This is a genomic window from Pseudoalteromonas sp. SCSIO 43101 (assembly GCF_023650775.1).
In the GTDB taxonomy this organism is placed as follows: Bacteria; Pseudomonadota; Gammaproteobacteria; order Enterobacterales; family Alteromonadaceae; genus Pseudoalteromonas; species Pseudoalteromonas apostichopi.
In genome coordinates this window covers 3,205,661-3,225,794 of sequence record NZ_CP072673.1, presented here as the reverse complement: position 1 = coordinate 3,225,794, position 20,134 = coordinate 3,205,661, and the positions used below count along the sequence as shown (strand labels likewise).

The window sequence follows — 20,134 nt, the reverse complement described above, 5'->3', positions numbered from 1 at the left end:
GATGTCAAAATACAAATCAACCACGGCTGCCTTATTGCTTTGCACAGCAGTAAGCTTATCAGCACAAGCAAGTGATGAATTAGAGCAAATTCAGCGAGAAGTAGGCATAATGGAAAAAATCCTAACAGCCGCATTAAAACAAGATACCGATAACAAGGTAAGAAACGTGTCTTCAAGTTATTTGCAGCACCAAGGCGTGGTATTTAGCTTTGATGTGCGAGGTAGCTCACGTTGGTCTCCAGTATTTGCGACTGTGCCTGATGCCCCCCTTCCACCACTGCCAGATATCGATTTTGAAGAGCTGGCTGAAATAGAAGTGCTGGGCGAACATGTGCAAGTGATTAGCGATGCTGTCGTAGTGAAAACCCAAGAGGCCTATCAACAAGCCATGGAATTAATGCGAGAAAGCGCTGAACGAGTTCGTGAAGTAGCTGAACAAGAGCGCGATGTTAGCCGTGAAATCCGCGACCTTGAACGTGAAAAGCGCGACCTTGAATTTGACCGCCGTCACGATAAAGATGCGAAAGAGCAAGAGCTCGAAAAGCGTAAACAGGCTTTGCAAGCATCTATCAAAGAGCTTGAAAAACAGCAGCAAAAGTTGTCATTAAAACAGCAAGAAATGCGCAAAGAGTTAGCTGAGAAGAAGCAAGCGCGTGTTAAAGAACAAAAACAGCAATTGGCCGCCTTAGCTCTGCAAGTAGATAAAAGTTTATCACTGACCTTATGTGATTATGGTAGCGGCTTAAGAAGTCTACCTAATGATGAGCATGTCAGTTTTATCATTCGTGGTGTTAGCGAAGGTAAAAGTGAGCAAGTAAAAGTGTTTAAAAAATCAGATATTAAAAAGTGTGTGGTTGGTGATATAAAAGCCGCACAATTACTTGATAAAGCATCAAGTTATAGCTTTTAAGCTTTCACACTCCCAACTAAAAAAGCAGCCTAAAGTGGCTGCTTTTCATTCATTGAAAATGGTTTTAAGTCGGGTAAAAACAACAAGTAAACCCACACGACTAAATTAAAGTAAGGTACTAACCCTAGCCCTGTAAATGTTTTTACCGGATACCCTTTAAAGGTCGCATTACGGTAACATTGATACGCTATCCCTAGATTCACAATCAGTAACAAAACGATTAGTTGTGTCATCACTTTTCTCCTTTATACCGTCAATACATGGACTTAACGATGTTAAGTTATATTATGTATGTTTAATATAATATGCAATGTCATGTTTTTTTGGATAATCACCATAAATGCATGACATTTCATCTTGCTGTGGATTTAAGTATAGATGAGTATTGTCAGTATGGAAGTTTAAAAACTAATAAAAAATGTTTAAAAATGTATTTAATTTAAGCTTTTTAAGGCTAGATAATTGTTAGTTAAACAGATTATTTTCAGATATTTTTTTAAGCTCGTCGTTTATTTTTTCAACCGGTACAGGACGAGCAATAAAGTAACCTTGACCATAGTCGACACCAATCTCTTTTAGCGCTAAGAATATCTCTTTATTTTCAACATATTCAGCAACAGAGCGTTTATCTAAAGAAGTACTAATGTCATTAATCGCTTTCACAAGCGCTAAATCGATGGGGTCATTCAACATGTCGCGGACGAATGAGCCATCAATTTTTACATGCTGAGCAGGTAATTGTTTAAGGTAGTTAAAAGTACTAAAGCCAGTTCCAAAGTCATCAATTGAGAAGTGGCAACCTAAGCCGTTTAATCGCTCGATCATGGCACGGGTAGCAGCAAGGTTATTGATACTTGCAGACTCAGTGATCTCAAAAATAATGCGTGTTGGTTCAACACTGTATTCTTTTAAGCTCGACTCAATATGTGGCAGCAAGCGCTCATCTAAAAATGACTGTGCAGACAAGTTAATCGCAACTTGATTTAGTTCGGGGTACTTGGCAACGCTTTTAATAGCATTACGAATTACACATTGATCCATCAAAAAGGTATCGTTTAAAAGCTCTAGTGCAGGAATAAACTGGTTAGGGTAGATGAGTTCATCATCAAGCGTTAAGCGTAATAAAGCTTCAAAATAGGCAACGTGACCTTGCTTGAAATCCCAAATCGGTTGATAGTGTAATTCGATAGCATCATGTTGTAATGCTTGGCGAATACTGTGGCCCCACTCAAGGCCAGCTTGTAAACTGTTGTGGCTAGAGTCTTCCTTCGAGTAGCAATGAACTAGATTTCGGCCTAAGCTCTTTGCCACATACAGAGCAATATCAGCTTGCTTTAAACACTCACTTGGATCGTTATTTTCAGCGGTTATTTGGGTTAAACCTATCGAGCAGCTAATTGAGTATTCTTGACCTTCTGAGTGAAAACGGTGTTTTTCAATCGCCATACAAATACTTTCTGCAACTAAGTGCGCATCGAGTAAGTTGGTATTTTTTAAGATCACGGCAAATTCATCACCACCTATACGGCAGATCAGGTGCTCCTCACTGATATTTGTAATGAATAACTGAGCAACCTCTTTTAAAACGATATCACCTTGTTGGTGACCTTTACTGTCATTGATAATTTTAAAGTGATCTAAGTCGATATAAATGAGCGCATGCTCGGTATCATTACTGGTGTATTTAGCTTTACAAATACGTTGTAATTGTTGGTCAAAGTAGTAGCGGTTATGCAGCTCTGTGAGCGTATCATGGAGCGCTAAGTGACGTAGTTGCAGTTCAGCTTGCTTACGTTCATGGATGTTATCGATAGTAGCAGTTATCGTCGCTGAGTTTTGGCTATTTTTAATCAGCTGTAAGCGGCACTCAACCCAAATTGCATTGCCATTTTTGTGTTTTAACTGAATTTCAACTTGTTGCTGTAACTCGCCACCACGCAAGATACTCTGAATTGTAGCCTGCAGCTTTGTTTTGCACTCAGGCAAACAAAAGTCAGTTAATGATTTCGCCAAACTAGACTTAATGCCGTAGCCCGTCAGATGCTCCCATGCTGGGTTAATAAAGCGAATATTACCCTCTTGGTTAAACTCAAGCACCACGGTATTGAGATGTAATAAGATACGTTGGTGAGCTGAAAAAAGCTCTTTATAACGGCTTTGGCTCTGACTTAGTTGTTCTACTTTTTGCGCAAACTCTGCATAGCTCACCATAAAGTCTTCACGACGGGCGGCATGGTCGCAGACTTTATTCAATAACGAATGATCGTAAGGTGCGCGAATAAAATCAGTGACGCCAGAAAGTAACAATTGCTCAGCGTAATCTGCATCATTGTTATCTATGATGGTTACAATTGCTTGTTTAGGGTTGTGCTGTAAAATTTCACTAATCAATCCGGCTGCGGTATCAGAGTGAGATTCAGTGGCATCTATCAGTACAATGGCAAACTTTTGCTGCAAATAGGTGGCAAGGGCCGCTTTTGTTGATGTGGTATGGGTAATAGCGAAGCTGAGTTTTAGCTGTTCGCTAATGTCATTTGCTTTACGGTTATCTGTTTCAAGTAGTAATAAATTAAGGCGACTACTTTTTTCAAGGTGAGTTGATAACACGTTTGCCAGTACTTGCGGTAGCATATCTTGGCGCTCAAACGGCAGTACGGCATCAATACCATAGCTTCGTGCAGTGGTTTCGGCTATACGTTCACAATAAATTGGAGGAGTAAGTAAAATCGGTGTGTTTTTTGGGGTCTTTAATAACCCAGAGCGAATCATGCGCGAGAAGCGCCAGCCATCAATTTTACCGACCTCAAGGCCTGTAATGATAATATCCACAGGGTGGCTTTTGAGAATTTTTAGCGCATCTTGAGAGTCACTAGCTTCGATAAAGGTGAAGACATTAAGCTTATTTAATGTAGTCTTAATTGTTTCACGCTCAGCAACGCTCGCGTTCAAAATTAGCAGCTTTAACTGCTTTGCCATGGCGCTACTACCTCTTACTTAACCCATGTTTAGTGAATAAGCTAGAATAATGACATTTTGCCTAATCTACAAGCAAACTTTACCTAAAAGCGGTTATTAAGCACTTAAGTCTAAAATCGCCTTTAGCGAGCGCTAAGATGGTGCAGTGCTTTGCTTGAGGTAGTGGGCGTATCAGAGTAAACTTGGCGCGTTTTTATTAATGAGAGATATGCTCCATGCGCGTAGCTGATTTTAGCTTTGACCTTCCTGATGAATTAATTGCTCGTTTTCCTAAAGCAGATCGAACTAGCAGCCGTTTACTGACGCTTGATGGCCCGTCAGGGCAAGTTGAGCACAAAGTATTTAGTGATATTTTATCGCTCGTTAACGAAAATGACTTATTAGTTTTTAATAACACCAAAGTGATCCCTGCTCGCATGTTTGGGCAAAAAGAGTCGGGTGGTAAGCTAGAGGTATTGGTCGAGCGTGTGCTTGATGAGCACCGAGTGCTGGCTCATGTACGTGCCAGCAAATCACCAAAACCAGGATCAAAAATCATTCTTGAAGGTAAAGCTGAAGCAATCATGGTTGCCCGTCACGGTGAGCTATTTGAGCTTGAATTTGCCAAAGACGAAAATGTACTTGATATTCTTAATGACATTGGGCACATGCCATTGCCACCCTATATTGACCGCCCTGATAACGAATCAGACCGTGAGCGTTACCAAACAGTATATGGTGAAAAGCCAGGTGCAGTTGCAGCCCCAACTGCAGGCCTGCATTTTGACGATAAGTTAATGGCAGCCTTAAAAGATAAAGGCATTAACATGGCGTTTGTGACTTTGCATGTTGGTGCAGGTACTTTCCAACCTGTGCGCGTTGACTCAGTTGATGAGCATGTCATGCACTCAGAGTACATCGAAGTACCAGATGAAGTGGTTAAAGCGGTAGCTGAAACGAAAGCAAAAGGTGGTCGTGTAATTGCGGTGGGTACTACGTCAGTGCGTTCGTTAGAGTCAGCTGCTAAAGTGCACGGCGGCAAATTAGATACATATTTTGGTGATACCGATATCTTTATCTACCCGGGTTATCAGTTCAATGTGGTTGATGCCATGGTGACAAATTTTCACTTACCTGAATCAACGTTAATCATGTTAGTGAGTGCTTTTGCTGGCCAAGAGAACATTATGGGTGCCTACCATACGGCTATTGAGCAGCAGTATCGCTTCTTTAGTTATGGTGATGCGATGTTCTTAACGCGCAAATAACTATAAAAAGCCCAGTTTTTTAACTGGGCTTTTTATTTTCGAATTTAGCCCAATTTATAGTAATAAACCCGCAAACAGGGTAGAATCGAGCGGTTAAATTATAGCTTGTTGGACTGTTTTTCCGACACTGAGGATAATATGAAATTTGAATTAGACCGCACTGACGGTAAAGCGCGCCGCGGCCGCTTGATTTTTGAACGTGGTGTTGTAGAAACGCCAGCATTTATGCCAGTAGGTACTTACGGTACTGTTAAAGGCATGACGCCTGACGAAGTGAAAGATACCGGCGCGCAAATTTGCCTAGGTAACACTTTCCACTTAATGCTGCGCCCTGGTACAGAAATCATTAAGCAACACGGTGATTTACACGACTTTATGAATTGGGATCGTCCAATCCTAACTGATTCAGGCGGTTTCCAAGTATTCAGCTTAGGTGCAATGCGTAAAATCACTGAAGAAGGCGTAATGTTCAGCTCACCAGTTAATGGTGAAAAAATCATGCTTTCGCCAGAAAAAGCGATGCAAGTTCAGCGTGATTTAGGCTCTGACATCGTGATGATTTTTGACGAATGTACGCCATACCCTGCGACAGAAAAAGAAGCTAAAGATTCTATGGAGTTATCACTTCGTTGGGCTAAACGTTCAAAAGAAGGTCATGGCGATAACCCAGCTGCGCTATTTGGTATTATTCAAGGTGGTATGTATCCTGAGCTTCGTGCACAATCACAAAAAGGCCTAGAAGAAATCGGCTTTGATGGTTATGCCTTAGGTGGTTTATCGGTAGGTGAGCCGAAAAATGAGATGATCAATATTCTTGATCACTGTGCTTACAAAATGCCTGAAGACAAGCCTCGTTACTTAATGGGCGTTGGTAAACCAGAAGATTTAGTTGAAGCGGTTCGCCGTGGTATCGATATGTTTGACTGTGTAATGCCTACGCGTAATGCTCGTAACGGTCATTTATTCGTAACTGGCGGCATTGTTAAAATCCGTAATGCAGTCCATAAAACAGACACCGGTCCACTGGATCCTGAGTGTGATTGTCATACTTGTAAAAACTATTCACGTGCATACTTGCATCATCTTGATAAATGTAATGAAATCTTAGGCGCACGTCTAAACACGATTCATAACTTACGTTATTATCAACGCGTGATGGAAGGCTTACGTAATGCCATTAGCAATGGCAAACTAGACGAATTTGTTGCAGATTTTTATGCACGCCGCGGCCAAGAAGTGCCTGAGCTTGCAGATACATCAGATTAAATTTTTAGAAAAATTAAAGAGGAAGTGAAATGAGTTTATTCATCTCAAACGCCCACGCAAGTGCGGCAGGTGCAGCACCAGCAGGTGGTGGCATGGAAATGCTGATCATGTTGGGTATTTTCGGTCTGGTATTTTATTTCTTAATCTACCGTCCACAAGCTAAGCGCGTAAAAGAGCATAAAGCACTAATGAGCGCAATGGCAAAAGGCGACGAAGTACTAACGCAAGGTGGTTTAGTGGGTAAGATTGCTAAAATCGCTGATGACAAAGACTTCATCGTGATTTCATTAAATGACCAAGCAGAAGTAACAGTACAAAAATCAGCTGTTTCTGCAGTATTGCCTAAAGGCACTATGAAGTCGCTATAACAATAAAAATAAGGACTCACACGTGTTAAACAAGTTTCCATTATGGAAGTATTTACTTGTTCTTGTAGTGTTAGTCGTTGGTATTTTATATGCCTCTCCTAACTTGTATGGCCGTGACCCGGCCATACAAGTATCGGGCACTAAAGGTACTGATGCTGACCTCAGCGTACTCGATAAAGTAAATGCGACTCTCAAAGAACATAACGTTACTGTTAAATCAAGTAAACTTGAAGACGGACAAATTCTGGTTCGTTTTAAGAATGTTGAAGACCAACTAAAAGCGCAAGATCTACTGCGTGATTCCCTTAGTGAAGATTATATCTCTGCAATCAATATGGCTCCTGCTCAACCAGAGTGGTTAAAGTCACTGGGTGGTAACCCAATGAAGCTAGGCCTAGATTTAAGCGGTGGTGTTCACTTTACTATGGAAATCGACATGGCGACGGCGGTTGATACTCAGCTTGAGCAAATGGAACAAGATTTCAAAAGTGACTTACGTGAAGAAAAACTACGTTATCGTACTATTCGCCGTGTAGCGAATAGTGAGCGATTACGTGTTGAAATGCGTAACGAAGAAGATAAAGACGCTGCAGAGCGTTTCTTATCAACACGTTACCCATTAAACGTTTATGTTGATGATAGCAGCAGCGATAATGCTTTTTATGCCAGCATGAGCGAGCAAAAGCTTAAAGAAATTCGTGATTACGCTATCAAACAAAACGAAACGATTATTCGTAACCGTATTAACCAGATTGGTGTTGCAGAGCCGAACGTACAGCGTCAAGGTGCTGAGCGCATTATCGTGCAGCTTCCGGGTGTACAAGATACAGCTCGTGCAAAAGAAATTCTTGGTGCAACAGCAACATTAGAATTCCGCGAAGTTGATGAAAACGCAGATGCAAGTGCTGCGCTTCAGGGCCGTTTACCGCCTGGTACTGAAATGATTATGGCTCGTGAAGGTTACCCTGTGGTACTTAAGCAACGCATCATCCTTGAAGGTAGCCACATTACTGGCGCGCAATCAGGTATGGATGAGTATCAACGTCCACAAGTTAGCATCACGCTAGACAGTAAAGGTGGCGCGAAAATGAATGCGTTCACTAAGCGTGCGATCGGTAAACGCATGGCAACGGTATTTATCGAATATAAGCCATCAGGTAAAACAGATGAAAATGGTAAAGCACTTCCACCAATTAAAGTTGAAGAAGTGATTAACGTGGCGACGATTCAAGCGCGTCTTGACCGTTCATTCCGTATTACTGGTATCGATAACCCAGCTGAAGCACATAATCTTAGCTTATTACTACGTGCGGGTGCACTTGTTGCGCCAATTCAAATTGTTGAAGAGCGCACGGTAGGTCCAAGCTTAGGTCAGGAAAACATTGAAGCGGGTATGACCGCGGTTGTGCTTGGTTTCGTGTTTGTACTTTTATTTATGCTTGTTTATTACAAAGGTTTCGGCATGGTGGCGAATATCGCCCTAGGTGCCAACTTAGTACTAATCGTCGGTGTAATGTCGCTTATCCCTGGTGCAGCGCTAACGCTACCGGGTATTGCCGGTATCGTACTAACCGTAGGTATGGCCGTTGATGCCAACGTACTTATCTTCGAACGTATTCGTGAAGAACTTGCAGATGGACGCAGTCCACAACAAGCGGTTCATTTTGGTTACGACAGCGCGTTTAGCACAATTTTAGATGCTAATATCACAACGCTTATCGCAGCAGTGATCCTATTTGCAGTGGGTACTGGTCCTATTGCTGGTTTCGCAGTAACGCTAGCGATTGGTATTATCACCTCTATGTTTACAGCCATTGTTGGTACCCGTGCGGTAATCAACTTGTTTATTGGCGGTAAGCGCGTTGAGAAGTTGTCGATTTAGGAGTCAGCATGCAAATTTTAAAACTCGGTGGTAAAACACTCCCGTTTATGAAGTTAAGAAAGTTTGCCATGGCACTATCAACTTTGTTGATTTTGGCTTCTTTCGTATCGTTTTTTACTAAAGGCTTAAATTTTGGTCTCGACTTCACTGGCGGTACCGCTGTTGAGGTAGGCTTTACACAGGCACCTGATCTTAAAGAAGTTCGTGATGCAATCACTGAAAGTGGCTTTGAAGATTTTTCGGTGCAACTGTTTGGCTCAAGTAAAGAGATTCTAGTGCGTCTTGCACCGCAAGGTCCTGGCGTAAAAGCAGAAGTAATTGGTAACCAAATCATTACGGCATTACAAAAAGTTGAGTCGACAGTAGAAATGCGTCGTATCGAATTTGTTGGCCCAAGTGTTGGTGAAGATCTGAAAGAGCAGGGTGGTCTTGCCATGTTAACTGCGCTTATCTGTATCTTAATTTACGTTGCGTTTCGTTTTGAATGGCGTTTTGCGGTCGGTGCAGTATCAGCACTATTACACGACGTTATCATTACATTAGGTTTATTCTCAGTGCTTGGCCTTGAGTTTGACTTAACGATTCTTGCGGCAATTTTGGCGGTAATAGGTTACTCACTCAACGATACCATCGTTGTATCTGACCGTATCCGTGAAAATTTCCGTAAGGTGCGTATTGATGACACGATTGAAATTATCGATATTTCATTAACGCAAACGTTAAACCGTACCCTAGTAACTTCAATCACCACTATCTTAGTATTGATTGCGTTATTTGGCTGGGGTGGTCAAACGATCCACGGTTTCGCAACTGCATTACTATTTGGTGTATTCATCGGTACTTACTCATCTATCTATGTTGCCTCAGCTGTAGCAATTGCAATGGGTGTAAGTAAAGAAGACTTAATTCCAGAAGTAATAGAAAAAGAAGGTGCGGATCTCGATCCTATGCCTTAACCAGTGTTACAAAGAAAAACCGCCCTAGGGCTAACACCGATCAGTTAAGGAATTATATTTTTCAGATCAGTTGACCGATCTTTTAGTGGCTTCAGAATACCCTCATTACTATTTTGGAATGAGGGTATTTTCTTGCTTAGTCATTGGTTGTTAGATACGGAGACATTTGTCGCTCCTGACTCCCTTTCTACATTTCAACAGCACATTCCACTTGATTGGATTTCCCAAGTACTTAAACAGACTGATAAAGCCAGTATTCGCAAACGCAAGTTACCTGCTGAGCTAGTTGTCTGGCTTGTTGTTGCGATGGGGCTCTTTCGCGACCGTCCTATTAGCGATGTTGTAGAGAAACTAGACTTAACGCTGACTGAGACGCTTGGCGATACGGTTGTGCCAAGTGCCATTCCACAAGCGAGGCAGCGATTGAGTAGTGAACCGCTTGAAGCACTGTTCAACCTGTGTGCGACACACTGGACGCAGCAAGAAGATAGTTCAGACACTTGGAACGGCTTACGTTTATTTTCTGTCGACGGGACACAGTTTCGTACCGCGGACACACCCGCTCTGAGTGAGCACTTTCACTATATTAAACATAGTAAAACACGCCATACCGAGTATCCCATCGTACGCATGTGTGCGTTGAGCTCATTGAGGAGCAGGTTGATACATCGCGTAGCGTTTGGCCCCAGCTATCAAGGAGAGGTGAGCTACGCTAAAGGGTTATCAGAATATGTCAGCGACAACAGTTTAACCATTTTTGACCGATGCTATCTGAGCGCTGAGTTACTGATTAACTGGCGTCTTCGGCATCCGGCATCTCACTGGATGGTACCAATTAAAGGCAACACGCAGTACACCATCATCGAAACCTATTCGGACTATGATTTTAAAGTTGAAATGAAGGTATCTGCCCACGCTAGAAAGCTGGACCCATCATTGCCAGAGCATTGGCAAGCAAGGTTGGTGTTGTACCCTGAGCCTATGGGGCCAGGAAAAATAAGAGGACTATTATGCTCCCTAGAAGACACAAAGGCTTTTAATACCCGTGACATTCTTGATGTTTACTTCGAGCGCTGGGAAATAGAGAATAGTTATGGCGAGATAAAACACCAGATGCTGGAAGATAGTATTCTCCTGCGAAGTCAGACAGTTGAGGGTATCAAGCAGGAACTATGGGGCATATTATTAGCATATAACCTAGTCAGGGTGGAGATAAGTCGCATAGCAAAAGAAGCCAATGTGTCGCCGCTTAGGATCAGCTTCGTTATGGCACTACGCGATATACAAGATGAAATACTTTGGTGTGCAATCGCTTCACCCGGGTCAATCCCCAAAAAGTTGAAGGCGATGAGAGAGAAAGTGAAACGCTATATTCTTCCTGAAAAAAGAAAACGGCCCAAAAGTAGGACCGTTCGCATTTCTAAAACCAGATACACCATTCAATCAAAACATGCTTAACTGAATGGTGTTAGCCCTAGGGCGGTTTTTTTATGGGAGAAATTATGAAACACCTGATGTTTAGTGTGTTTATACTTTTAATGCTTAGCGCTTGTGGCAAAAAAGCAGAGCCAGAACAGACTGAAATACAACAATCACCAGAGGTGACTCTAAGGCAGCAGTTCGACAGCTATCAAGGGTTGGCTTGGCAAGTTGTAGTAGCATTACAAAACCAATCAACTGCTCAGCAATTACAAGATCTGACGCTTAAGCTAATTAGTTCATCAACTGGTTTGTTTTTAAACCTTAAAGCACAGCTGCCAGAATGTGAGGCAAGTTTGCAAGCGATGGCAAACGCAACAGAGTTTCAGCAACAGCAAAGTGATGATACAGAAGCGTTGAAGAATGAAATTACGATTAACTTAGAACCGGAGCTTCCAGAATTTGCAGCTGCAAGTTGCTATCACGCGCAGCAGTTATTACTTAATCCGCTTGCAATTTATAAATTAGCGCAACAAGCTGATTTAGCAAAGGATGATTACCAGAGCGCCAAACTAAAAATGATTGATAGTTTTGCCCGTATTAAACAGCTTGAGCTGATCACTGCCATTGACTAGTCTGCACTCGTCATCGCCTTGCCATAAAATTGTCATACAAGGTTGCTAATTTAGCCTCCTATTTGTATTTTTTAGGCTAGGTGTAAGGTGAACGCACAACTACAGCAGATCTTAGATAACAGTGCAATTGAAACCTTGTTTCAACCTATCTTTGACATTTCTAATCAACATATTTTGGGCTACGAGGCGTTAAGTCGCGGCCCGAAAGGGTCTGAGTTAGAAATGCCGAGTAGATTGTTCAGCGCAGCCATTGATTGCCATAAGATCTCTGAATTAGAGCTACTTTGCCGCAGTAGAGCAATTGAAAACTTTGTTAAGCTCAATCTTGAGGGTAAGTTGTTCTTAAACGTAAGTCCTAAAACTTTACTCGACCCTTGCCACCCTAAGGGTGAAACATTACATCTAGTTGAACACTTTGGTCTTGCAACTAATCGCGTGGTTATTGAGGTTACAGAGCAAGAAAAAGTGGATGATGGCTTTTTATTGTTAAAGACCATTGCCCATTATCGTGAGTTAGGTTTTTCGATTGCCATTGATGACTTAGGCGCTGGCTATTCGGGTTTAAAGCAATGGTCTGAGTTATGTCCTGAGTTTGTAAAAATAGACCGCTACTTTATCGATCATTGTGACCAGAGTGTAGTTAAAAAAGAGTTTTTAAAGTCAATTATTGAGCTTGCAAAAGCCACCAATACGCAAGTTATTGCAGAAGGCATTGAACGGGCAGAGGAGCTTCGTTTACTCGAAAGCTTAGGCGTGCAGCACGCACAAGGCTTTTTACTCGAACGGCCGAGCTTACAGCCAAGTTACGAAATTAATATCCACTGCTTAAAACACTTAGAGTCATCAGACAATAGCAATACTTTTGAGCAGTCTATGGCGATTGGTTGGTTAGCGGTAGAACACGCCAGCATTGAAGCAACAACCCGCTGTAAAGATGCCCACAGTATCTTTGAACAAGATAAAGCGCTAACTAGTCTTGCCGTATTAGAGCACAATATTCCTGTTGGTTTATTGCACCGAGATCAACTCACTGAAGTGTTTGCCGCGCCCTATGGCCATGCACTTTATGATAAGCAGCCAGTTACTTCTTTAATGGATAAACAGCCGTTAGTGGTAGACGAAAACGAGTTACTCGATACGGTGAGTCAGCAAATTACCGAATTTGAGTTTGATATTCGACGCCACATTGTGATTACCCGAAGTGGTGAATACTTAGGTTTGGCACCACTACGTAATATCTTAAAACACATTACAGAAGAAAAAATCCGCCATGCGCAACATGCCAACCCGCTGACTATGCTGCCGGGTAATGTTGCGATTAACGAAGCAATTGAGCTGAGACTTCGCAATAATTATCCGTTCTCACTCGCATACGTTGATTTAAACCACTTTAAACAATTCAATGACCTGTACGGGTACGCCAGTGGTGATAGCGTTATAAAGCTGCTTGCAGAAGTAATCGTAGAGGCCTGTAGTACTAGCAAAGGCTTTGTGGGTCACATTGGTGGTGATGACTTTATGGTAGTGTTTGATAAAAATGATGCAGAGCAAGTATGCCATGACATTATCGATAAATTTGAGCTGCAGTCTCGCGCCTTTTTCACCCCAGATCATATGGAGCAAGGGGGTTACTGGGCAAGTAACCGAGAAGGTAAAAAGCAGTTTGTGCCATTACTTACATTATCAATAGGTTTGGTTAAGCCTGATTTGAAGCTTTGCATCAACAGCCACCAAGTTGCAGCGCTGGCTACTGATGCGAAAAAAGAGGCCAAGCGCTATCAGAGTAGCCACTTGTTTGTATGTAAACGCAGCCGGCCAGCTCCTGCAGTGGTGCGTTTAAGCTGTCAAAAAGATGAAGCACTTACTATTAACTCATGAAGAAATTTGAAGTTTGCTTAATTTTACTTGTGTCCCTGTTTAACTGGGTGTAGCTTAAAAAAAACACATTAACAAAAATAACAATGAAGCGACTATGTAGTGCAATATTAATATTGCTGAGCCTAGGATACAGCCTTGCTACTGAAGCTAACAATGTGGTGAATTTAGCGGTTGAGCAACGCCCATTTTATAAACGTGATTATTATCTTCATGAATTACTGACAGCGGCGTTACGTGCCGGTAATTACCAAGCAGAAATCAATGAAGTACTTGTTCATCCTCACCAACAGCGTACTTTGCTTATGCTTGATGCAAAGCAAGCCTATTTGTTTTGGAGTATGACAAGCCCAGAGCGTGAACACTTAGCCATTGCTGTACCCGTCCCTTTGTTTAAGGGTTACATAGGCAAACGAGCGCTACTTACCAAACGAGCGTTTGTGCCTCGTTTTAAAGATGTAAAAACGAAACAAGATTTAGCACCGTTTACAGCCATACAGGGTCATGATTGGCCTGATACTAAAATTCTTGCGCAAAATGGTCTATCTGTCAGGCCGTTAGCAAATTATCAAGCAATGTTTAGTTTAGTGATCAGAGGGCGAGTTGATTATTTTCCGCGTTCGTTCATTGAAGTCATTTCAGAAATGGAACAAGTAAAGAGTGACGAGCTGGTTATAGTGCCTGACCTTTATATTAGTTACCCAACAGCATTTTACTTTTTTGTCAGCAACCACAGGCCAGAACTCGCTGAGGTATTATTGAAAGGACTCACCAAGATGAAAAGCACGGGCGAGTTTGAGCAATTATTTGCGAGCTACTTTGCTGAGGACTTAGCCAAATTGCCATTTAAAGAAGGTGAAGTAACAGAGATAGAACTCGATAACGATTATTTTCAGCCACAAAAAAAGGAGCCTTAGCTCCTTTTTGTATGTAAATCTGTATTACAACCGCTATTAGCGAAGTAGTGATTCAGTTAACACTGGGCGAATTTCACGAATGATCGCTTGAGTTAACTTAGGTGCACCACAAATGATGTTGCCGCTTTGGTTATAGTTAATACCACCTGCGAAATCAACAACCATACCGCCAGCTTCTTTAACTAAAAGCTCGCCTGCCGCTGTGTCCCATGGCTTAAGGCCAATTTCAAAGAAACCATCAACACGACCCGCAGCTACATAAGCCATATCTAACGCAGCAGAACCCGCACGGCGGATATCAGCAGTTTGAATGAAAAGTGCTTTAAACGCTTCAGAGTATGCGTCTAAGTGGTGCTTTTGTTTGAATGGGAAACCAGTTGCAAGTATAGAACCTGCTAACTCGTTAGTTTTAGTTACGCGTAAACGCTTGCTGTTAAGCTGTGCGCCTTGACCACGTGAAGCAGTGAATAATTCACCGCGAATTGGATCATAGATAACAGCTTGATCTAAACGACCTTTAACTTTAAGTGCAATTGATACTGCGAAATGAGGGATACCCTTGATGAAGTTAGTTGTGCCATCAAGTGGATCAACAATCCATTGGTAATCTGCATCTTTACCTTTGTGCTCACCAAGCTCTTCACCTACGATACAGTGATCAGGGTAAGATTTTAAAATGGTATCACGAATTGCGGCTTCAGCTTCTTTATCGATGTTAGTCACTAAGTCGTTAGTGCCTTTTTGTTGTACATCAACTTTTGATAAATCTTCACTTGCACGAAGTAAAATTTTGCCTGCGTTACGCGCAGCGCGAACCGCAATGTTTAACATTGGATGCATAGCATTACCTTTGGGTTGTAAAAGAACGAATATATTTAAGCCGGCGTATTCTAGCGATTTCTAGCGTAAAGTAAACAATAAACTCGAATAAATTAGGTTGTTTTTTGTACAGTTCTGATTTTGTTATTGATTTAATTTCAGAAGAATGGGTTAGCCGTCAGCCGTCAGCCGTCAGGTTTGAAATTTGCATTCTGAAAAAATCGTGCCTATATAAAGCTTTTATACTTAAAAGGATGCAAGTATGAATTTTGAAAAATTAGAGGTATGGAAGCGTTCAGCAAGATTAAGTGCTGAAATCTACAAAGAAACGACAGATCTAAATGATTTTGGCTTTCGCAATCAGCTCACACGTTCTGGTTTATCAATACCGAGTAATATCGCAGAAGGTATGGCGAGAGTCAGCAAAAAAGAGCGGGTACGTTTTTTAGATATATCAAGATCGTCAATAGCAGAAACACGAACGCAAATTTATATCGGAATTGAGATTAAATATATTGATGCTGCCATAAGTAGAGCTTGGGTGAGTGAAACGGAAGAGCTATCAAAAATGTTGACATCTCTTATGCATAGGATCGAAGCTGATAGCTGATAGCTGATAGCTGATAGCTGATAGCTGATAGCTGATAGCTGATAGCTGATAGCTGATAGCTGATAGCTGATAGCTGATAGCTGATAGCTGATAGCTGATAGCTGATAGCTGATAGCTGATAGCTGATAGCTGATAGCTGATAGCTGATAGCTGATAGCTGATAGCTGATAGCTGATAGCTGATAGCTGATAGCTATGTTATAATCCCCACAATTTTTGACTTTCAGTAAGTAACAACGCAATGACACTTGATGATATTCGTATCGTATTAGTAAACACATCACATTCTGGTAATATTGGCTCAGCGGCACGTGCTATGAAAACGATGGGCTTATCAAATTTATATCTTGTTGATCCTGCTTGTGAAATTGATAGTCATGCGAGTGCGCTTGCTGCAGGTGCCACGGATGTTTTAGGTAAAGCTGTGGTTGTTGATACGCTAGCTGATGCAATTGCTGATTGTAGTTTAACAATTGGTACGAGTGCACGCTCACGTACTTTATCTTGGCCTATGGTTGAGCCGCGTGAATGTGGTGAAAAACTAGTGGCTGAAGCTGAGCATGGTCCAGTAGCATTGGTATTTGGCCGCGAAAATAGTGGTTTAACTAACGAAGAACTACAACAATGTAACTACCACGTATGTATCCCTGCGAACCCTGAATACAGCTCGCTAAATCTAGCAATGGCTGTGCAAACATTGTGTTATGAAACACGTATGGCTTATTTAAACAAACAGCCAAAAGCACAAGAAGAAGACGAAGCAACCTACCCAAATGCAAAGCAAACTGAGCTGTTTTACGAGCACTTAGAGCAAACTCTAAATGATACAGGTTTTATCATCAAGCAACACCCAGGTATGGTGATGACAAAACTTCGTCGTTTATTCAACCGCGCACGCCCAGAAGAAGCAGAGATGAACATCTTACGCGGTATTCTTACCTCAATTAATAAGTCTATAAAATAATCACAGGTTATAAGTATAATACTTGACTAAATTACTCAGGTAATTAGAATAGACCTAGTACTTGACCATTTTTGTCAGGTATTAGGTTTTATCAGTGGCAAGTATCAATTTTTATCAAGTGATAATACTTGACTATTTTGGTCTGGTAATTAAAATTTGCACACCTTAGCGTGCAGTAACATCGGGGGCTCTATGAAGTTAACATCAAAAGGCAGATACGCAGTAACCGCCATGTTGGATGTTGCACTACATACAAATGTGGGTGCAGTTCCCCTTGCCGATATTTCTGAACGCCAAGAGATTTCGCTATCTTATCTCGAACAATTATTCGCCCGTTTACGTAAAAACGGCCTTTTGACCTCTGTGCGTGGCCCAGGTGGCGGATATTTACTTGGTAGAGAAGCAAACGAAATTTCTGTCGGCGATGTGATTAATGCCGTAGATGAGTCTGTTGATGCAACACGTTGTCACAATGCAACGGGTGGTTGCCAAAGCGGCATGCGCTGTTTGACTCACACCCTATGGTCGGACTTAAGCGCACGTATCGAAGATTTTTTAAATAGTATTACCCTTGCTGAATTGGTGGAAAAGTCAGATGTGAAAGAAGTCGCATCTCGCCAAGATAACAGCATCAACACTGCAATTAAGCAACTGGAAAACATTCAAGTAAGCTGTCAACTGTAGCTTGACGAAAGCGGAGAGAGAAATGAAGTTACCGATTTATTTAGATTACGCAGCAACCACGCCTGTTGATGAACGTGTGGCAAAAGAAATGATGCAATGCCTGACTATGGACGGTAATTTTGGTAACCCTGCATCACGCTCACACCGTTTTGGTTGGCAAGCAGAAGAAGCGGTTGATCAAGCGCGTACAGATATTGCTGATCTGATCAACGCTGACCCGCGTGAAATTGTTTTCACTTCAGGTGCTACAGAATCAAATAACCTAGCAATTAAAGGTGCTGCGCAGTTCTATAAAAAGAAAGGCAAGCACGTTATCACTGTTAAAACTGAGCACAAAGCAGTGCTTGATACGTGTCGTGAACTAGAGCGCCAAGGTTTCGAAGTAACCTATATGGACGTTGAAGAAAACGGTTTACTTGACCTTAAAAAGCTTGAAGCTGCGATGCGTGACGACACGGTGCTTGTGAGTGTAATGCACGTAAATAACGAGCTAGGTGTTATCCAAGATATCGCGACAATCGGCGAAATGTGCCGTGAGCGTAAAATTATGTTCCATGTTGATGCTGCACAAAGCGCAGGTAAAGTACTTATCGACGTGCAACAGTTAAAAGTAGATTTTATGTCGTTCTCTGGCCACAAAGTATACGGCCCGAAAGGTGTAGGCGCACTTTATGTTCGTCGTAAGCCACGCGCACGTTTAGAAGCGCAAATGCACGGTGGTGGTCATGAGCGTGGTATGCGTTCAGGCACACTTGCTACTCACCAGTTAGTAGGTATGGGTGCGGCATTTAGAATCGCTAAAGAAGATTTCGAAAAAGACCATGCACACATCAGCGCACTTCGTAAGCGTTTGGTTGATGGCATTATGGCTGATATGGACGAAGTTTACTTCAATGGTGAACCAAGCCAGTCAGTTCCGGGTATTGTAAACATCAGCTTCAACTTTGTTGAAGGTGAGTCGTTATTAATGGCTGTTAAAGACATTGCTGTTTCATCAGGTTCAGCCTGTACCTCAGCAAGCTTAGAGCCTTCTTATGTACTACGTGCATTAGGCCGTAATGACGAGTTAGCACACAGCTCAATTCGTTTCAGCATTGGCCGCTTTACGACTGAAGAAGAGATTGATTACACCGTTGAACTAATCAAAAACTCGATCGGCCGTTTACGTGAGATGTCTCCTTTATGGGAAATGCATCAAGAAGGTATTGATTTAGATTCAGTTGAGTGGGCGCATCACTAATCAGTGATTGCCGCCGCTAGCAGGTAGTGAGGATAGTATTATGGCTTATAGTGATAAAGTAATCGATCATGTTGAAAATCCACGTAACGTGGGTGCTTTAGACAAAAATGATCCGTCAGTTGCAACAGGCATGGTGGGTGCACCAGCATGTGGTGACGTAATGAAATTGCAAATCAAAGTATCACCAGAAGGTGTAATTGAAGATGCAAAATTCAAAACATATGGTTGTGGTAGCGCAATCGCTTCTTCTTCACTTGTAACTGAGTGGGTAAAAGGCAAAACATTAGATGAAGCTGCAACAATCAAAAACACTGATATCAGTGCTGAGCTTGAATTACCACCAGTGAAAATTCACTGTTCAATTTTAGCAGAAGACGCGATTCAAGCAGCAATTGCTGACTACAAAAGCAAACAAGCGAAGTAAGAGATAAATTCATGGCAGTGACATTGACAGATGCGGCAGCAAACCGCGTAGAATCATTTTTAGCAAATCGCGGCAAAGGCATTGGCCTACGCGTTGGCATTAAAACGACGGGCTGTTCAGGTCTTGCTTATGTTCTTGAATTTGTTGATGAGTTAGCTGACGGCGACGAAATTTTTGAAAGCCGTGGCGTGAAAGTTATCGTTGATGCCAAAAGCTTAGTTTACATTGATGGTACTGAGCTTGATTACACCAAAGAAGGTTTGAATGAAGGGTTTAAATTTAACAACCCGAACCAAGCCGATGAGTGTGGTTGCGGCGAAAGCTTCACCGTTTAAGCTTAACAAACTTTCTTTGCTTGAAGCCCTGCCTATGTAGGGCTTTGTTATTTCCTGTTTACCGAGTTGGATTATGTAATGCGTTACTTTGAGTTATTTGCAATTCCAGTAGATTACAACATTGATTTAGCGACTATTAATAAAAACTACCTCGAGCTGCAACGCGCAGTTCATCCAGATCGCCACGCAAGCTCCAGTAGCCGCGATAAACTACTCGCTGTGCAAAATGCAGCTGAAATCAATGATGCATTACAAATTTTAAAACACCCGGTAAAACGTGCTGAATACATGCTAAGTGAACTAGGTGTTGATATTCGCGCCGAGCAACAAACATTGCAAGATCCGTTATTCTTAATGCAGCAAATGGAACTGCGCGAAGAATTAGAAGAACTTGAAAATGCCGCAGATCCTGATGCAGCAATTGCCCAGTTTGAAGCGCAAATTAAACAACTCGATAAACAATACAGCAGCGAATTAGCCGCTCAGTTGGCAAGTAACGACGAGCAACAATGGCAAGCTGCCGCTGACAATATTCGTAAATTGAAGTTTGTTTATAAGTTACGCGATGAACTAGAGCGTATTGAAGACAGTTTATTTGATGATTAATC

20 protein-coding genes are annotated in these 20,134 nt (G+C 41.9%); 17 read left to right on the top strand and 3 right to left on the bottom strand.

From position 1 onward, the window contains the following. Position 1 precedes the first annotated feature (1 nt). On the top strand, positions 2-910 hold the full coding sequence (locus J8Z25_RS14925) for a hypothetical protein (RefSeq protein WP_250661317.1): 909 nt from the start codon (positions 2-4) through the stop codon (positions 908-910). A gap of 29 nt (positions 911-939) precedes the next feature. On the opposite strand, the gene J8Z25_RS14920 is transcribed toward J8Z25_RS14925, so the two are convergent. Together J8Z25_RS14920 and J8Z25_RS14915 are read right to left on the bottom strand one after the other, a co-directional pair. Further along, a complete protein-coding gene (locus J8Z25_RS14920; protein ID WP_054563535.1) occupies positions 940-1,143 on the bottom strand; it encodes a hypothetical protein in 204 nt (67 codons plus the stop codon). Positions 1,144-1,375: 232 nt separating this feature from the next. Then, a complete protein-coding gene (locus J8Z25_RS14915) occupies positions 1,376-3,886 on the bottom strand; it encodes a two-component system response regulator (protein WP_250661316.1) in 2,511 nt (836 codons plus the stop codon). A 215-nt stretch (positions 3,887-4,101) separates the two neighbouring features. Here J8Z25_RS14915 and queA point away from each other — a divergent pair, with 215 nt between their 5' ends. From queA to J8Z25_RS14870, 9 genes are all read left to right on the top strand, one after another. Beyond that, a complete protein-coding gene (gene queA, locus J8Z25_RS14910) occupies positions 4,102-5,133 on the top strand; it encodes a tRNA preQ1(34) S-adenosylmethionine ribosyltransferase-isomerase QueA (protein ID WP_130050429.1) in 1,032 nt (343 codons plus the stop codon). Positions 5,134-5,271: 138 nt separating this feature from the next. Further along, a complete protein-coding gene (gene tgt, locus J8Z25_RS14905) occupies positions 5,272-6,399 on the top strand; it encodes a tRNA guanosine(34) transglycosylase Tgt (protein ID WP_058583935.1) in 1,128 nt (375 codons plus the stop codon). A gap of 29 nt (positions 6,400-6,428) precedes the next feature. After that, the gene (gene yajC, locus J8Z25_RS14900) at positions 6,429-6,767 is read left to right on the top strand and encodes a preprotein translocase subunit YajC (RefSeq protein ID WP_036973302.1); all 339 of its coding nucleotides are present in this window, start codon (positions 6,429-6,431) and stop codon (positions 6,765-6,767) included. 22 nt (positions 6,768-6,789) lie between these two features. Continuing rightward, on the top strand, positions 6,790-8,649 hold the full coding sequence (gene secD / locus J8Z25_RS14895; protein ID WP_167658393.1) for a protein translocase subunit SecD: 1,860 nt from the start codon (positions 6,790-6,792) through the stop codon (positions 8,647-8,649). A gap of 8 nt (positions 8,650-8,657) precedes the next feature. After that, on the top strand, positions 8,658-9,605 hold the full coding sequence (gene secF / locus J8Z25_RS14890) for a protein translocase subunit SecF (protein ID WP_130050431.1): 948 nt from the start codon (positions 8,658-8,660) through the stop codon (positions 9,603-9,605). A gap of 132 nt (positions 9,606-9,737) precedes the next feature. Next, positions 9,738-11,063, top strand: coding sequence for an IS4 family transposase (locus J8Z25_RS14885; RefSeq protein WP_250661315.1), 1,326 nt, complete (start codon positions 9,738-9,740; stop codon positions 11,061-11,063). A 44-nt stretch (positions 11,064-11,107) separates the two neighbouring features. Continuing rightward, complete coding sequence (locus tag J8Z25_RS14880) at positions 11,108-11,659, top strand: hypothetical protein (RefSeq protein ID WP_250661314.1); 552 nt, start codon at positions 11,108-11,110, stop codon at positions 11,657-11,659. 87 nt (positions 11,660-11,746) lie between these two features. Continuing rightward, entirely contained in the window at positions 11,747-13,537 is a 1,791-nt protein-coding gene (locus J8Z25_RS14875) for a GGDEF domain-containing protein (RefSeq protein WP_250661313.1), read from the top strand. An 83-nt stretch (positions 13,538-13,620) separates the two neighbouring features. Next, complete coding sequence (locus J8Z25_RS14870) at positions 13,621-14,451, top strand: substrate-binding periplasmic protein (protein ID WP_250661312.1); 831 nt, start codon at positions 13,621-13,623, stop codon at positions 14,449-14,451. A gap of 36 nt (positions 14,452-14,487) precedes the next feature. Here the strand turns inward: J8Z25_RS14870 and suhB are convergent, their stop codons facing one another. Continuing rightward, the gene (suhB, locus tag J8Z25_RS14865) at positions 14,488-15,291 is read right to left on the bottom strand and encodes an inositol-1-monophosphatase (protein WP_130050439.1); all 804 of its coding nucleotides are present in this window, start codon (positions 15,289-15,291) and stop codon (positions 14,488-14,490) included. Between the two features lie 241 nt (positions 15,292-15,532). Here suhB and J8Z25_RS14860 point away from each other — a divergent pair, with 241 nt between their 5' ends. From J8Z25_RS14860 to hscB, 7 genes are all read left to right on the top strand, one after another. Further along, the gene (locus tag J8Z25_RS14860) at positions 15,533-15,880 is read left to right on the top strand and encodes a four helix bundle protein (protein WP_250661311.1); all 348 of its coding nucleotides are present in this window, start codon (positions 15,533-15,535) and stop codon (positions 15,878-15,880) included. A gap of 240 nt (positions 15,881-16,120) precedes the next feature. Beyond that, the gene (gene trmJ, locus J8Z25_RS14855) at positions 16,121-16,843 is read left to right on the top strand and encodes a tRNA (cytosine(32)/uridine(32)-2'-O)-methyltransferase TrmJ (protein WP_130050440.1); all 723 of its coding nucleotides are present in this window, start codon (positions 16,121-16,123) and stop codon (positions 16,841-16,843) included. 192 nt (positions 16,844-17,035) lie between these two features. Beyond that, positions 17,036-17,527, top strand: a complete 492-nt coding sequence (iscR, locus tag J8Z25_RS14850) for a Fe-S cluster assembly transcriptional regulator IscR (protein WP_250661310.1) — start codon at positions 17,036-17,038, stop codon at positions 17,525-17,527. 22 nt (positions 17,528-17,549) lie between these two features. Further along, positions 17,550-18,767 (top strand): IscS subfamily cysteine desulfurase, encoded by a 1,218-nt coding sequence (locus J8Z25_RS14845; RefSeq protein ID WP_036973293.1) that lies wholly within the window; start codon positions 17,550-17,552, stop codon positions 18,765-18,767. 40 nt (positions 18,768-18,807) lie between these two features. Further along, positions 18,808-19,191 (top strand): Fe-S cluster assembly scaffold IscU, encoded by a 384-nt coding sequence (gene iscU, locus J8Z25_RS14840; protein ID WP_054552501.1) that lies wholly within the window; start codon positions 18,808-18,810, stop codon positions 19,189-19,191. Positions 19,192-19,202: 11 nt separating this feature from the next. Further along, on the top strand, positions 19,203-19,526 hold the full coding sequence (iscA, locus tag J8Z25_RS14835) for an iron-sulfur cluster assembly protein IscA (RefSeq protein ID WP_054552502.1): 324 nt from the start codon (positions 19,203-19,205) through the stop codon (positions 19,524-19,526). Between the two features lie 78 nt (positions 19,527-19,604). Beyond that, positions 19,605-20,132: a co-chaperone HscB gene (gene hscB, locus J8Z25_RS14830; RefSeq protein ID WP_250661309.1), complete on the top strand. Its 528-nt coding sequence runs from the start codon at positions 19,605-19,607 to the stop codon at positions 20,130-20,132. Positions 20,133-20,134: the final 2 nt, after the last annotated feature.

Bases quoted from the DNA above. Each gene is read 5' to 3' on its own strand.
- J8Z25_RS14880 (WP_250661314.1), top strand. From the start codon at position 11,108: ATGAAACACCTGATGTTTAGTGTGTTTATACTTTTAATGCTTAGCGCT.
- queA (WP_130050429.1), top strand. From the start codon at position 4,102: ATGCGCGTAGCTGATTTTAGCTTTGACCTTCCTGATGAATTAATTGCT.
- secF (WP_130050431.1), top strand. From the start codon at position 8,658: ATGCAAATTTTAAAACTCGGTGGTAAAACACTCCCGTTTATGAAGTTA.
- J8Z25_RS14860 (WP_250661311.1), top strand. From the start codon at position 15,533: ATGAATTTTGAAAAATTAGAGGTATGGAAGCGTTCAGCAAGATTAAGT.
- J8Z25_RS14925 (WP_250661317.1), top strand. From the start codon at position 2: ATGTCAAAATACAAATCAACCACGGCTGCCTTATTGCTTTGCACAGCA.
- tgt (WP_058583935.1), top strand. From the start codon at position 5,272: ATGAAATTTGAATTAGACCGCACTGACGGTAAAGCGCGCCGCGGCCGC.
- J8Z25_RS14870 (WP_250661312.1), top strand. From the start codon at position 13,621: ATGAAGCGACTATGTAGTGCAATATTAATATTGCTGAGCCTAGGATAC.
- iscR (WP_250661310.1), top strand. From the start codon at position 17,036: ATGAAGTTAACATCAAAAGGCAGATACGCAGTAACCGCCATGTTGGAT.
- J8Z25_RS14920 (WP_054563535.1), bottom strand. From the start codon at position 1,143: ATGACACAACTAATCGTTTTGTTACTGATTGTGAATCTAGGGATAGCG.
- iscU (WP_054552501.1), top strand. From the start codon at position 18,808: ATGGCTTATAGTGATAAAGTAATCGATCATGTTGAAAATCCACGTAAC.
- suhB (WP_130050439.1), bottom strand. From the start codon at position 15,291: ATGCATCCAATGTTAAACATTGCGGTTCGCGCTGCGCGTAACGCAGGC.
- trmJ (WP_130050440.1), top strand. From the start codon at position 16,121: ATGACACTTGATGATATTCGTATCGTATTAGTAAACACATCACATTCT.
- hscB (WP_250661309.1), top strand. From the start codon at position 19,605: ATGCGTTACTTTGAGTTATTTGCAATTCCAGTAGATTACAACATTGAT.
- iscA (WP_054552502.1), top strand. From the start codon at position 19,203: ATGGCAGTGACATTGACAGATGCGGCAGCAAACCGCGTAGAATCATTT.
- J8Z25_RS14915 (WP_250661316.1), bottom strand. From the start codon at position 3,886: ATGGCAAAGCAGTTAAAGCTGCTAATTTTGAACGCGAGCGTTGCTGAG.
- yajC (WP_036973302.1), top strand. From the start codon at position 6,429: ATGAGTTTATTCATCTCAAACGCCCACGCAAGTGCGGCAGGTGCAGCA.
- J8Z25_RS14845 (WP_036973293.1), top strand. From the start codon at position 17,550: ATGAAGTTACCGATTTATTTAGATTACGCAGCAACCACGCCTGTTGAT.